This is a genomic window from Streptosporangium longisporum (assembly GCF_039534895.1).
GTDB classification, from domain to species: Bacteria; Actinomycetota; Actinomycetes; order Streptosporangiales; family Streptosporangiaceae; genus Streptosporangium; species Streptosporangium longisporum.
The window spans coordinates 423,342-435,671 of record NZ_BAAAWD010000006.1; the positions used below are offsets into that span (position 1 = coordinate 423,342).

The 12,330-nt window shown below is 72.9% G+C and carries 9 protein-coding genes and 1 pseudogene; 5 read left to right on the forward strand and 5 right to left on the reverse strand.

Annotation, left to right across the window (positions count from 1 at the left end):
• Positions 1-11: 11 nt before the first annotated feature.
• From ABD832_RS05940 to ABD832_RS05950, 3 genes and pseudogenes are all read right to left on the reverse strand, one after another.
• Positions 12-2,649: pseudogene (locus tag ABD832_RS05940) on the reverse strand (phosphoenolpyruvate carboxylase).
• Between the two features lie 65 nt (positions 2,650-2,714).
• The gene (locus ABD832_RS05945) at positions 2,715-4,364 is read right to left on the reverse strand and encodes a hypothetical protein (protein ID WP_344889533.1); all 1,650 of its coding nucleotides are present in this window, start codon (positions 4,362-4,364) and stop codon (positions 2,715-2,717) included.
• A complete protein-coding gene (locus tag ABD832_RS05950) occupies positions 4,340-5,125 on the reverse strand; it encodes an ABC transporter ATP-binding protein (RefSeq protein WP_344889536.1) in 786 nt (261 codons plus the stop codon). Before ABD832_RS05950 ends, ABD832_RS05945 begins: the two co-directional genes overlap by 25 nt.
• A gap of 284 nt (positions 5,126-5,409) precedes the next feature.
• Here ABD832_RS05950 and ABD832_RS05955 point away from each other — a divergent pair, with 284 nt between their 5' ends.
• The 5 genes from ABD832_RS05955 (at position 5,410) to ABD832_RS05970 (ending at position 10,355) form a co-directional block, all read left to right on the forward strand.
• Complete coding sequence (locus ABD832_RS05955) at positions 5,410-7,002, forward strand: acyl-CoA carboxylase subunit beta (protein WP_344889539.1); 1,593 nt, start codon at positions 5,410-5,412, stop codon at positions 7,000-7,002.
• Positions 6,999-7,205 carry an acyl-CoA carboxylase subunit epsilon gene (locus tag ABD832_RS42040; RefSeq protein WP_413224118.1) on the forward strand — a complete coding sequence of 69 codons (207 nt, stop codon included), beginning with the start codon at positions 6,999-7,001 and terminating at the stop codon, positions 7,203-7,205. The genes ABD832_RS05955 and ABD832_RS42040 overlap by 4 nt, the downstream gene beginning before the upstream one ends.
• Before the next feature lie 101 nt (positions 7,206-7,306).
• Positions 7,307-8,254, forward strand: a complete 948-nt coding sequence (locus ABD832_RS05960; RefSeq protein WP_344889541.1) for an NYN domain-containing protein — start codon at positions 7,307-7,309, stop codon at positions 8,252-8,254.
• 92 nt (positions 8,255-8,346) lie between these two features.
• Positions 8,347-9,828 (forward strand): AlkA N-terminal domain-containing protein, encoded by a 1,482-nt coding sequence (locus ABD832_RS05965; RefSeq protein ID WP_344889544.1) that lies wholly within the window; start codon positions 8,347-8,349, stop codon positions 9,826-9,828.
• Positions 9,825-10,355: a methylated-DNA--[protein]-cysteine S-methyltransferase gene (locus ABD832_RS05970; protein WP_344889546.1), complete on the forward strand. Its 531-nt coding sequence runs from the start codon at positions 9,825-9,827 to the stop codon at positions 10,353-10,355. Before ABD832_RS05965 ends, ABD832_RS05970 begins: the two co-directional genes overlap by 4 nt.
• A 162-nt stretch (positions 10,356-10,517) precedes the next feature.
• Here the strand turns inward: ABD832_RS05970 and ABD832_RS05975 are convergent, their stop codons facing one another.
• On the reverse strand, positions 10,518-11,504 hold the full coding sequence (locus tag ABD832_RS05975; RefSeq protein WP_344889549.1) for a hypothetical protein: 987 nt from the start codon (positions 11,502-11,504) through the stop codon (positions 10,518-10,520).
• Positions 11,505-11,544: 40 nt separating this feature from the next.
• Positions 11,545-12,216 (reverse strand): hypothetical protein, encoded by a 672-nt coding sequence (locus ABD832_RS05980; RefSeq protein ID WP_344889552.1) that lies wholly within the window; start codon positions 12,214-12,216, stop codon positions 11,545-11,547.
• Between the last annotated feature and the right edge of the window lie 114 nt (positions 12,217-12,330).

The window sequence follows — 12,330 nt, forward strand, 5'->3', positions numbered from 1 at the left end:
GACCGGGCCGGTCAGCCGGTGTTCTGCAGGCCCGCGGCGACGCCGTTGACCGACAGCAGCAGCAGCGTCGAGAGGTTCTCGCGCTCCTCCTCCGAGAGCCCCTCGTCCGCGCGGAGCGTGGACAGCGCGCGCAGCTGCAGGTGCGACAGGGCGTCCACGTACGGGTCGCGGAGCTGCACCGCGCGGGAGAGGACCTTCCGGTCCTCCAGCAGGCGGGTGTGGCCGGTGGTCTCCAGCACCAGGCGGCGGGTCAGGTCGTACTCGGTGAGCACCTGCTCGACGAAGTCGTCCCTGGCGCCGAGCGCGAGGTAGCGGGCCGCGATGTCGCGGTCGGTCTTGGCCAGCGACATCTCCACGTTGTCCAGCAGCGAGGCGAACAGCGGCCACTCGCGGTAGGCCGCGCGCAGCTCCTCCAGCCCGGTCTCGGAGATCACCGCCTGCAGGCCGCTGCCCAGGCCGTACCAGCCGGGCAGGTTGACGCGGGTCTGTGCCCAGGCGAACACCCACGGGATGGCCCGCAGGTCGTCCAGGGAGCGGGGGGCGCCCAGGCCGCGGCGGGCCGGGCGGGAGCCCAGCCGGAGCGAGCCGATCTCCTCCAGCGGGCTGACCAGGGAGAACCACTCCGGGAAGCCGGGCGCCTCGGTCAGCTGCCGGTAGGCCTTCTCCGAGGCGGAGGCGACCCGCTCGGCCACCCCGCGGAACCGCCCGGCGGCCTCGGCGGTACGCGCCTCGATGGACGGGGTGGAGGCCAGCAGCACCGCCGAGGTGACCTGCTCCATGTGCCGGCGGGCGATGGCGTCGTGGCCGTAGCGGGCGAAGATGACCTCGCCCTGCTCGGTGACCTTGAACCGGCCGCCCACCGACCCGGGGGCCTGCGCGAGCACGGCGCGGTTGGCCGGGCCGCCGCCCCGGCCCAGGGCGCCGCCCCGGCCGTGGAAGAGCGTCAGCGGTACGTCGTGCTCGGCCGACCAGGCGGCCAGCGCCTCCTGGGCCTCGTACAGCTTGAGGGTGGCCGCGGCCGGGCCGAGTTCCTTGGCGGAGTCGGAGTAACCGAGCATCACCTCCAGGCGCCGCTCCTCGGCCAGCGCGGCCTGCACGGCCGGGATCTTCAGCATCCCCGACAGCACGGCCGGGGCCGCGGCGAGGTCGGCGCCCGACTCGAACAGCGGGACCACGTCCAGGCGCGGGGCCCGCTCGCCCAGGGCGTGCGCGGCCAGCTCGTGGACCGCGGCGATGTCGTCGGCCGAGCGGGTGAAGGAGACGACGTAGCGGCGGCAGGCGGTCACCCCGAACCGTTCCTGGATCCAGGCGATGGTGCGGATCGTGGCCAGCACCTCCTCGGTCCGCTCGGAGGTGCGCCCGGCGGCGATCTCCTCCAGCGCGGCCGCGTGGACCTGGGAGTGCTGGCGCACCTCCAGCTCCGCCAGGTGGAAACCGAACGTCTCCACCTGCCAGACGAGGTGCTGCAGCTCGCCGTAGGCCTGCCGCATCGCCCCGGCCGCGACCAGCGACTCCTGGGCGGTGCGCAGGTCGGCCAGCAGCTGCTCGGGCGAGCGGTAGGCGAGGTCGAGGCCGCGCTGACGGGTGGCCGCGATGCGGGCCGCGACGAACATCAGCCACTGCCGGTGCGGTTCGCCCGGGGAGCGGGTGGCCATCTCCGAGACCACGTCGGGGTGGTCGTTCTCCGCGGCGGACAGCGCGGCCTGCAGCTCGCGCGAGGCCGGGGTGTAGCCCGCGCTGAGGGTCAGCGAGCGGCCGATCCGCGAGGTGGCGTTCTCCAGGGCGATCAGCACGTGCTCGGCCTGGATGAGCACCGCGTCACGGGTCACCTTGGCGGTGACGTTCGGGTTGCCGTCGCGGTCGCCGCCGATCCAGCTCCCGTACCGGATGAAGGCGCGGGCGCGGGGGCGTCCGGTGCCGGTGCTGCCGCCGAGCGCGGCGTCCAGCGCCCGGTAGACCTGCGGGACCACCCGGAAGAGGGTCTCGTCGAAGGCCGCCATCGCGGTGCGGACCTCGTCCAGCGGGTCCAGCTTGGTGGACCGCAGCTGGGCGGTGCGCCAGAGCAGGTCGATCTCCTCCAGCAGCCGCCGCCGCGTCTCGGCCCGCTCCGCGGCCCCCCCGGTCGGAGCTGTTGTACGCGGCGAGCTGGCCGCTGATGCGCTGGATGGCGGTGACCACGGCGCGCCGGCGGGCCTCGGTGGGGTGCGCGGTCAGCACCGGGTGCAGGCGCAGTCCCTCGACCAGGTCGGCGACCTTGCCGCCGCCGAGCTCCTGGACGGCCTGGGCCAGCGACTCCGGCAGCGGCTCCTCACCGGTGTCGCGGACCCGCAGGATGCGGATCCTGAAGTGCTCCTCGGCCAGGTTGGCGAGGTGGAAGTAGCAGGTGAAGGCCCGGGCGATGTGCACGGCGCGGTCGACGGGCCATTCGGCCACCATCGCGGTGATCTCGTCGACCGAGACCTGCCCGCGGCGCGCCCCGATGACGGCCTTGCGCAGTCGTTCGACATCGGCGAGCAGGTCATCGCCGCCGTGTTCGGCGATGACCTGCCCGAGGAGTTCGCCGAGCAGCCGCACGTCCGCGCGCAGCTCGTCGGGCATCTCGGTGACAGCGGAGGAACGCTCTGCCTGCTGGGACACGATGGTGGCCATGCTCGTCAGAGTACCGACCGGGTTTCCACCGGCGGAGACCGGTCTCACCCATTGGACTAGACCATTCAGGTGGCCGCCGAGGTCGCCTCCAGCAGGGCCGGATACCGGGCGAACGCCTGCCTTGCGGCGATCCTGCGACCGGCCCAGGACAGCAGCAGGCCGTAGGGGACGGCCAGCGCGCACACCCAGGTGAGACCCATCCCCATCGGCACCAGGATCGGCAGCGAGAGCACCCCGGTGCCCAGCAGCGCGCCGAACGAGGCCGCGAAGGCGATGCCGCCCTGGCCGGGAGCCGCGCCGGTGAAGGCGTTCAGCCGCTCGGGCACGGTGTAGGGCAGCCACACGCTGGTCAGCGCTCCCATGCCGAGGCCGACACCCAGGACGCCCCAGGCGGCGAGCACCGCCGGGGCCGCCCACAGCAGGTTCCCGGCGAGCAGCGCGGCGATCACGGAGAGCGCCAGCAGCAGCGGGACCGCGATCACCGCCACGGCCAGGTGCCGCCCGGTGAGGTCGGTCCGCCAGTCGCGGTCGTTCCCGTACACGACGGTGTTCATCCACAGGGAGCGGCCGTCGATGCCGAAGGCGTTGCACCCCTGGATGGCGATCATCGCGGCACCGAGGCAGGCTGGCGCCACCGCCAGGCCGACACTCGCCGGGCTGCTGCCGTCGTTGATCGAGAAGGCCATGATCCCGGCGACCGCCACGGCGGCGAACCAGCCGACCCTGCCCCGGGGGTCGCGGCGGGCGTACTTGAGCTCCTTGCCCACGACCGCGGCGAGCGGGCCGTACGGCAGGAACCTGGCCGACAGGCCGCCGGAGTCGCGCACCGCCGCACCCTGGGTGGAGGCGTCCGTGGAGACCAGGGCACGGCGCAGGGCCGTGATCCACAGCCACCCGATCACCGCGACCAGGGCGGCGAGCACCGCGATCCCGGTGAGCGCGACGAGACCGCCACCGGCGACGGCGTGCGCGGCCAGGCCGGACGGGGTCCAGCGCAGCACCGACGCCAGGGAGCGCAGCAGGGCCTGCGGGTCGGCGGACAGGCCGCCGTTCAGCAGCAGGTTGGGCAGCTGGGCCGCCAGCACCACGAAGATCGCGGAGACGGCCAGCACGTCGCGTCCCTTGCGGCTGCGCAGCACCCTCGACAGGGCCGTGGTGGCCAGCCGGGAGAGGACGACGCAGAGCGCGAAGTGCAGCAGCACCGCGACCACGCCCAGCAGCGCCCCGCCGACCCCGCGGGCCAGCCCGGCCACGGCCCCGAGCGTCACGATCAGCGTGGCGGCCGGCCAGACCCCGGTGATCGAGGCGGCGAACATGCCGGTGGCGAGCCTGCCGGTGCGCAGCGGGAACAGCGCCAGGCGCGACGGGTCGAGGGTGTCGTCCAGCCCGAACGCCAGCAGCGGCACGATCGCCCAGCCCACCAGGAGGAAGGTGAGCAGCACGGTCACCACGTCCACGGCGAGGTCGGGAGAGGTCAGGCGCAGCCCGGCCATCATCAGGAACCCGAAGGAGGCGAGCACGATCGCGGCGAGCACCGTGAAGACGAACCCCAGCAGGCGCTGGGTGCTGCCACGCAGGTTGCCCGCGACGAGCCGCAGTTTCAGCCGTACGAACACCATGGGGCCCACCGGGGCGGCGGCCGGGGCGGCCGAGGTGGGGACGGGGGCGGGGGCGGGGGTCGGGACGGCGCTCATCTGGGGGTCGCGCCCAGCCATGACAGGCCCTCCTGCCCGCTCGTTCCCTCGCCCGCGCGGGCGCCGACCAGGGCGAGGAACGCCTCGTTGAGGCTGCGGCCCGCCCTGACCTCGTCCAGCGGGCCCTGCGCGACGATCCGCCCGCGGTTCATCACCGAGACCCAGTCGCACAGGCGCTCGACCAGCTCCATGACGTGGCTGGAGAAGACCACGGTCGAGCCGGAGGCGGTGTAGCGCCGGAGCACCTCGACGAGCGTGTTGGCGCTGACCGGGTCCACGCCCTCGAACGGCTCGTCGAGGAAGAGCACCGCGGGGTTGTGCAGCAGCGCCGCGGCCAGGCCGATCTTCTTGCGCATGCCGGTGGAGTAGTCGACGACGAGCTTGTCGGCCGACTCGGTCAGGCCCATGACCTCCAGCAGCTCGTCGGAGCGCTGCCGCACCTGCACGCGAGGAATGCCGCGGAGCTGGCCGTTGTAGGAGAGCAGCTCCCGGCCCGACAGCCGCTCGAACAGGCGCAGGCCCTCGGGCAGCACGCCGATGCGGCTCTTGACCGCGACCTGGTCGCGCCAGACGTCGACGCCGTCGATGTGGATCGAGCCGCCGTCGGGGCGGAGCAGGCCGGTGACCATGCTGAGCGTGGTGGTCTTCCCCGCGCCGTTGGGGCCGACGAGGCCGGCGAAGCCGCCGCGGGGCACCACCAGGTCGACGTCCGCGACGGCCACCTGTTGCCCGAATCTCTTGACCAGACCGCTGGTCCGTACCGCTTCCATGACGTCCGGCATGGTGCCTCCTTTGGGGATCGGCCGACCCTGGTGGGGGAACGAATGATCTGCCCCGATAGTTCGCGGCCGCCTCGCCGCGGATCGTCCGGAATCGGCCATCGGACCACCCTAGATCCACGGCCTGCCCAGGGGGATCCGCGGTGGGTCCACCGGCCCGGCCCCCGCGCACACGGGCGGCTTGGCTCTCGCCGTGGAGGCAGGCGAAACTGGACCGGCACCGCGCGATACCGTGCCGTGTCCCTCCCCGGGGCCAGAGCCGGGGACGCCCGCACTGGAGGTTTTCGATGAGCGCCGAGCCGGTGGATCCCGGACCCGACATCCGCACGACCGCCGGGAAACTGGCCGACCTGGAGCGCCGGCTGCACGAGGCCGCCCACGCGGGTTCGGCGCGCGCCGTCGAGAGGCAGCACGCCAAGGGCAAGATGACCGCCAGGGAACGGGTCCTGGCCTTCCTCGACGAGGGCAGCTTCGTGGAGTTCGACGAGCTCGCCAGGCACCGGTCCACCAGTTTCGGCCTGGAGCGCGAGCGGCCGTACGGCGACGGGGTGGTGACCGGGTACGGCACGGTCGACGGCCGTCCGGTGGCGGTCTTCGCCCAGGACTTCACCGTCTTCGGCGGCTCCCTGGGCGAGGTCTTCGGAGAGAAGATCGTCAAGGTGATGGACCACGCACTGAAGACCGGCTGCCCGGTGATCGGCATCAACGACTCCGGCGGGGCGCGCATCCAGGAGGGCGTGGTCTCGCTCGGCCTGTACGCCGAGATCTTCAAGCGGAACGTGCACGCCTCCGGGGTGATCCCGCAGATCTCACTGATCATGGGCCCGTGCGCGGGCGGCGCCGTCTACTCCCCCGCGCTCACCGACTTCGTGCTGATGGTCGCGGAGAAGTCGCACATGTTCATCACCGGCCCCGACGTGATCAGGACCGTCACCGGCGAGGAGGTGACGTTCGAGGAGCTCGGCGGGGCGCACACGCACAACTCCCGTTCGGGGGTGGCGCACTACGAGGCCGCCGACGAGGCCGACTGCCTGGAGTACGCCCGCGCGCTGCTGTCCTATCTGCCGTCCAACAACATGGACGAGACGCCGGTCTTCGCCGCCGACCCCGTGATGGAGACCACCGACGCCGACCGCGAGCTCGACACCCTGATCCCGGACTCGGCCAACCAGCCCTACGACATGCACGAGGTCGTCGAGCACGTCCTGGACGAGGGCGAGTTCCTCGAGGTGCACGCCGGGTTCGCGCCCAACATCATCGTGGGGTTCGGCCGCGTCGAGGGACGCTCGGTGGGGATCGTCGCCAACCAGCCGATGAGCTCCGCCGGGACGCTGGACATCGCGGCCTCGGAGAAGGCCGCGCGGTTCGTCCGTACCTGCGACGCCTTCAACGTCCCGGTGCTGACCTTCGTGGACGTCCCCGGGTTCCTGCCGGGCACCGACCAGGAGTGGAACGGCATCATCCGCCGGGGCGCCAAGCTGCTCTACGCCTACGCCGAGGCGACCGTGCCGCTGGTCACGGTCATCACCCGCAAGGCCTACGGCGGCGCGTACGACGTCATGGGGTCCAAGCACCTGGGCGCGGACGTCAACCTGGCCTGGCCGACGGCGCAGATCGCGGTGATGGGAGCGCAGGGCGCGGTCAACATCCTCTACCGGCGCGAGCTGATGGCGGCCGAGGATCCGGACGCCCAGCGGGCCCGGCTGGTCACCGAGTACGAGGACACGCTCGCCAACCCGTATCTCGCGGCCGAACGAGGGTATGTGGACGCGGTGATCCGCCCCTCCGACACCCGCGTCCAGATCGTCAGGGCACTGCGGGCACTGCGCAACAAGCGCGCCACCCTGCCCCCCAAGAAGCACGGGAACATACCGCTGTGAACCATTTGAAGATCGTCAAAGGGGACGCCACGGCCGAGGAGATCGCGGCCGTGGTGATCGCCCTCTCCGCGCAGGCCGGGCCACCGATTCCGGCGTCACAAGACCCGCAGACACCGAAATCCTGGAGCAATCACGCGCATCACCTGCGAAAAGCACTCCCTATTGGACAAGGCGCATGGAGATCAAGCGCACTGCCCAGATAGATCCCGAGAACGGGGTGTCAACTTGCGCGAGAGTTGGGACCATCTAAGAAATGGGCGCATATAGTCAGCCGATCAGCTAGTTCCGAGGCCTGGAGGACGCCATGACCATCCTGGACCTCACGTCACGCCCCATCCCCGGCAAGTACGCCGTCCTGGTCGACGTCGGATACCTCTACGCCGCCGCCGGGGAGGTGCTGCTCGCCGCCAAGGAGCGCAAGGAGTACCGGGTGGCGGCCGACGAGCTGATCCAGGCGCTGCAGAAGCACGCGGAGGAGCGCATCCATGGCGAGCTCCTCCGGATCTACTGGTACGACGCCGCCCGCGACCGGGTGCCGACCGTCGACCAGCGGGTCATCGCGCAGCTTCCCTGGGTCAAGGTGCGCCTGGGCAACCTCAACGCGCGCGGGCAGCAGAAGGGCGTGGACGCGCAGATCAGGAGCGACCTGGAGGCGCTGGCCAGGCACCACGCGGTGAGCGACACGATACTGCTGGCCGGGGACGAGGACATGGTCCCGGCCGTCGAGGCCGCCCAGGCCTACGGGGTGCGGATCCACCTGTGGGGCGTCGAGCCGCCCTACGGCACCAACCAGGCCGAGCGCCTGGTCTGGGAGTCCGACACCGTCGAGATCATCAGCGCCGACTTCCTGCGCTCCTACTTCAGCCGTGCCCCCGCGCCGGTCCCGGTCCCGGCCGCCCCGGCCGCGCCCTCCCCCGCCCAGGTCTTCGCCGGCCGGACGGCGGCGACCGCCAAACCCAAGATCCCGGTCGGCCAGGTCACCAAGCTGGGCCCCAGCCGCCCGCGTGTCGAGGAGGTCGGCGAGCACGTCGCCCAGAAGTGGATCCTCACCCGTGGCCGCGACAACATCCGCGACCTGCTGCCCGGCCCGATCCTGCCCACGGTGATCGACACCGAGCTGCTCATCGAGGCCGAGAAGGAGCTCGGGCACTCGCTGCGTCCCTATCCCGAGGCCCGCGTCTGGCTCCGCGACGGGTTCTGGGCACGGGTCTACCGGGAGTTCGAGATCGGTGTCGGTGTCTCCTCCAAGTAGGGTTCCCGCTCTTCGGGGAGGGGTCAGGGCCTCCGCCGTCGTGTCCGATTCCCGCCAGCGATGCCGGGCGTACCGCGGGTAGCGTCGTCATCGTGTCCGTGAGAGAGCTCGACTTCAACGCCTGTTACCGCGCGGTCGCCGCGAGGGACGCCCGGTTCGACGGGCGGTTCTACACGGCGGTCACCTCCACCCGCATCTACTGCCGGCCGGTCTGCCCGGCCCGCACCCCCGCCACCCGCAACGTGCGCTTCTACCGGTACGCGGCCACCGCCGAGGCGGCCGGGTTCCGGCCCTGCAAGCGCTGCCGTCCCGAGCTGAGCCCCGGCGACCCCGGCTGGGACCACCGGGGCGACCTGGTCGGCCGGGCGCTCCGGCTGATCGACGAGGGCGTGGCCGACGACGGCGGGGTGACCGGGCTCGCCGGGCGGCTGCACATCACCGGCCGTCACCTGCACCGGTTGTTCACCGCGGAGATCGGCGTGGGGCCGCTGGCCGTGGCCAGGACCAAGCGCCTGCTGCTGGCCAAGCAGCTGCTGACCGAGACCGCGCTGCCGATCGTCGACGTGGCGTTCGCCGCGGGCTTCGGCAGCGTCCGGCAGTTCAACGCGGCCATGAAGGACACCTACGGCTTCACCCCCGGCGAGCTGCGCGCGACGACGGGCAGGGCGGCCGGGGCCGGGGCCGGGGTCGGGGTCGCCGGGGCCCGGGGCGGGACCGGCGCGGCCATCGGGACGGGAACCGCGGGAACCGCGGCCAGCGTGCTGACCCTGCGGCTGCACCACAGGGAGCCCTACGACGCCGACACCCTGATGCGGTTCCTGGCGGCGCGGGCGATCCCCGGGCTGGAGCGGGCGGACGCGACGTCCTACAGCCGCGCCGTCGCGGGCGGCACCGTCACCCTGACCCCGGAACCCGGTCGCGTCCGGCTGGACGTGAGCGTCGAGGACACCCGTAACCTGGCCCGGATCGTGGCCCGCTGCCGGCGGCTGCTCGACCTCGACGCGGATCCGGAGGCCATCTCCGCCGCGCTGGGCGAGACCTCGCTGGCACCGCTCGTCGCCGCCCGCCCGGGGCTGCGGGTGCCCGGCGCGTGGGACGGCTTCGAGATGGCCGTCCGCGCCGTGGTCGGCCAGCAGATCTCCGTCGCGGGCGCCCGTACGCTGCTGGGCCGCGTCACCGCCCGCGCCGGGAGCCCGGCCTCGGCCGCGGGACCGGGCCTGCTGTTCCCGGACGCGGCCCGGCTCGCCGAGGCCGACCTCGACGGGCTCGGCCTGACCGGGCGGCGCACCGCCACGCTCAGGGCGCTCGCCGCGAAGGTCGCGGCCGGCGAGATCGACCTGGACGGCGGGCAGGAGCCCTCCGAGGCCGTGGCCGGTCTGCTGGAGGTCCCCGGGATCGGCCCGTGGACCGCGGGCTACATCGCGCTGCGGGCACTGCGCGACCCCGACGCCTGGCCCGGCGGAGACCTCGGCCTGCGGCGGGCCATGGCCTGCCTGGGCATCCCTGACAGTCACATCGAGCGGTGGCGCCCCTGGCGGGCGTACGCCGCGCTGCACCTTTGGAGTTCGGAATGATAGAGGCACAGGTTCTCGACACCCCGATCGGCCCGCTGGCCATGCTCGCCCGCCAGGGCGTGCTGCTGGCGGCGGGCTTCACCACCACCGGCCCGCAGGAGATGTTCGAACGGCTCTCCCCCGAGCTGCGCGCCGAGGGGATGGACGTCACCGACGACCTGGGCCGGCCGGCGCGGGCGGTACGCGACTACCTGGACGGTGACCTGACCGCCCTCGACGCGGTGCCGGTGGAGCAGCCGGGAACGCCCATCCGGCAGCGGCTGCTCACCGCCCTGCGCCAGGTGCCCGCGGGCGTCACGATCAGCTATGCCGAGCTGGCCGAGCGGGCGGGGCTGCCCAGGACCGCGGCCAGGGCCGCGGGCTCGGCGTGCGCGCGGAACCTGATCGCGCCCTTCGTGCCCTGCCACCGGATCCTGCCGTCCGGCGGCGGGTACGGCGGCTACTACTACGGCACCCCGGTCAAGCAGTGGCTGCTCACCCACGAGGGGGCCCCGGCCGCCGAGCGGCTCCGGATCCGGGAGCACTAGGGACGCGCATCACCGGGTGGCCGCGAGGGCCCCGGTTCCGGGAGGACGAAGGCACCCGGGGCCGGGGCCCTCGCGTCCGGTGCCCTCCCGGGCCGGGAGGGAGCACCGGGCCCCGGGGCCCGCGAGCGCCCCGGGCACTCGGGCCCCGGAGGGCCGGAGTCGCTAGCCGGTCTTCCTGACCGTGCTCTGCACCTCGCCCACCGGGACGTCCCGGGTGGCGCCGACCTCGACCGGGTCGTAGGCGAAGGGCACCACGTCGTCCTCGACCTCGATGTCCCAGACCGCGGTGACCGTCAGCTCGTAGACGCCGCGCGGCTGGTCGACCGAGGCCCGCAGGTAGGTCACCCCGCAGGGAGGGTCGTCGCCGTCGTCGGCGCCCTTGCGGTACGGCACGCCGCCCTCGCCGCACCCGCTCTTCGCGACCCTCGCCCGGTCGCCGGTGGTGCCCGAGTCGATGTCGATCCCCCCGCGGGTGGCGGTCACGGTGGCGCTCATGACCCCGGGCAGCGTCGCGGTCACCGAGCGGGTGGTCTCACCGGCGCCCCCCAGCCAGACCCAGGTCGGCAGGTTGACGTAGCTCTTGACGTCCGGATTGATCTCGATCTTCGGGTCGGGCACGGTCAGCGCGGCGCGGGCGATCTCGACGAGCTCTTCGATGGTGATCCCGTTGGGCGGGGTGGTGCCGGGCGGAGCCCAGACGTCGGGTTCGCCCAGGGCGGCCACGCACGCCATACCGGCCGGGTCGGCTGAGTTGTAGGCGCGCTGCCACCAGGTGCCCTTCTGGCCGACCTTCTCCTCGAACTTCTCCAGGGCCTCCTTCCGTCTCTTCCACTCCTGCTCGGGGAGGGCGTCGGGCAGGGCCTTCCGCTCCGCCTCCAGCCTCTCCTCGGCGTTCCCGCGGGGCTCGTACCAGCAGGGGCGCTTGATCCGGTAGCCGTCGCTCTTCCCGGTGAGCCCCGTGCCGGTGATCACGATCTGGGAGTCCTTGAGAGAGACCCCGGCCTCGCGTCCCCTCTGGTAGGCCTCCCCGGTCGTGCCCTGGGGTTCTGGGTCGGCGGCCACCGGCGCGGCCGCGGTCACCGGGGACACAGCCGCGGTTGCCGGGGGCGCGAGCATCAGCAGCCCCGCGACGATCATTTTCCCGATCATCAAGCACCTCCGGTACGCGGACACGGCCATGGGGACGACGTCATCTCAGGCACCCCTTCGCGCGCTCGTCCGGGAGCTCGGCGTGGCGGAAGAGCCTGATGCGCCAGCTCCCGTCCTCGGTCCGGCCCATCGCCGCGGACTGCAGGAAGGGCTTCCTCGTCCAGTCGGGCTGCCTGGGGACCGGTTCACCCGTGGAGGCGTCGAGAAGCCGCATCCTCGTCTCGTCGACGCAGACGTCCAGCTGCGCCCCCCGGTCGTCACCCGAACCACTCACCGCGCTGACGTTCGGCATGTACAACCGGGCGACCCCCCGGACCGACCTGCGCCGGTCGAGGAACGCCTGCGCCCAGGCGGACGCGTCGTCGGCCGCGTCGTGCTCGACCAGGCCGAGGTAACCGGTGTCGCGGCCCTCGCTCGTCACCGCCCGGAACGCCCCGGCGACGTAGTCGCGGAAGACCTCGATCATCGCGCTCCGGTCCGGGTCGGGGGCGACCGGCCACTCGACCACCACCCGCACGCCCGGCGCGACCCTGACCGTCTCCGTCCTCGGCGCCGCCGCCTCTCCGGTCGAGGGACCCGGCGAGGCGGTGGACACGGAGGCTCCGGTGCCGGAGGAGAGATCGGCCGGAACGAACGGGGGAGGCTCCGGCGGAGCGCAGGCCGCCGGAAGGACCAGGACCGGGAGCAGGGCCAGCGCGATCACGGCACGCATACGGGTCACGCTAGGAGCGCCGGCCCGCCGGAACCACCGGTATGCACGATTCGGCATGGCCGCCTCCTTCGTCCCGTCTCGTTCACCGGTCTCCGCCCGATCCGTTCCGGTCCG

What these genes read in the sequence shown, in the direction of transcription:
- ABD832_RS05945 (WP_344889533.1), bottom strand. Translation starts at nt 4,364, where the DNA reads ATGGCTGGGCGCGACCCCCAGATGAGCGCCGTCCCGACCCCCGCCCCC.
- ABD832_RS05950 (WP_344889536.1), bottom strand. Translation starts at nt 5,125, where the DNA reads ATGCCGGACGTCATGGAAGCGGTACGGACCAGCGGTCTGGTCAAGAGA.
- ABD832_RS05955 (WP_344889539.1), top strand. Translation starts at nt 5,410, where the DNA reads ATGAGCGCCGAGCCGGTGGATCCCGGACCCGACATCCGCACGACCGCC.
- ABD832_RS05960 (WP_344889541.1), top strand. Translation starts at nt 7,307, where the DNA reads ATGACCATCCTGGACCTCACGTCACGCCCCATCCCCGGCAAGTACGCC.
- ABD832_RS05970 (WP_344889546.1), top strand. Translation starts at nt 9,825, where the DNA reads ATGATAGAGGCACAGGTTCTCGACACCCCGATCGGCCCGCTGGCCATG.
- ABD832_RS05975 (WP_344889549.1), bottom strand. Translation starts at nt 11,504, where the DNA reads ATGATCGGGAAAATGATCGTCGCGGGGCTGCTGATGCTCGCGCCCCCG.
- ABD832_RS05980 (WP_344889552.1), bottom strand. Translation starts at nt 12,216, where the DNA reads ATGCGTGCCGTGATCGCGCTGGCCCTGCTCCCGGTCCTGGTCCTTCCG.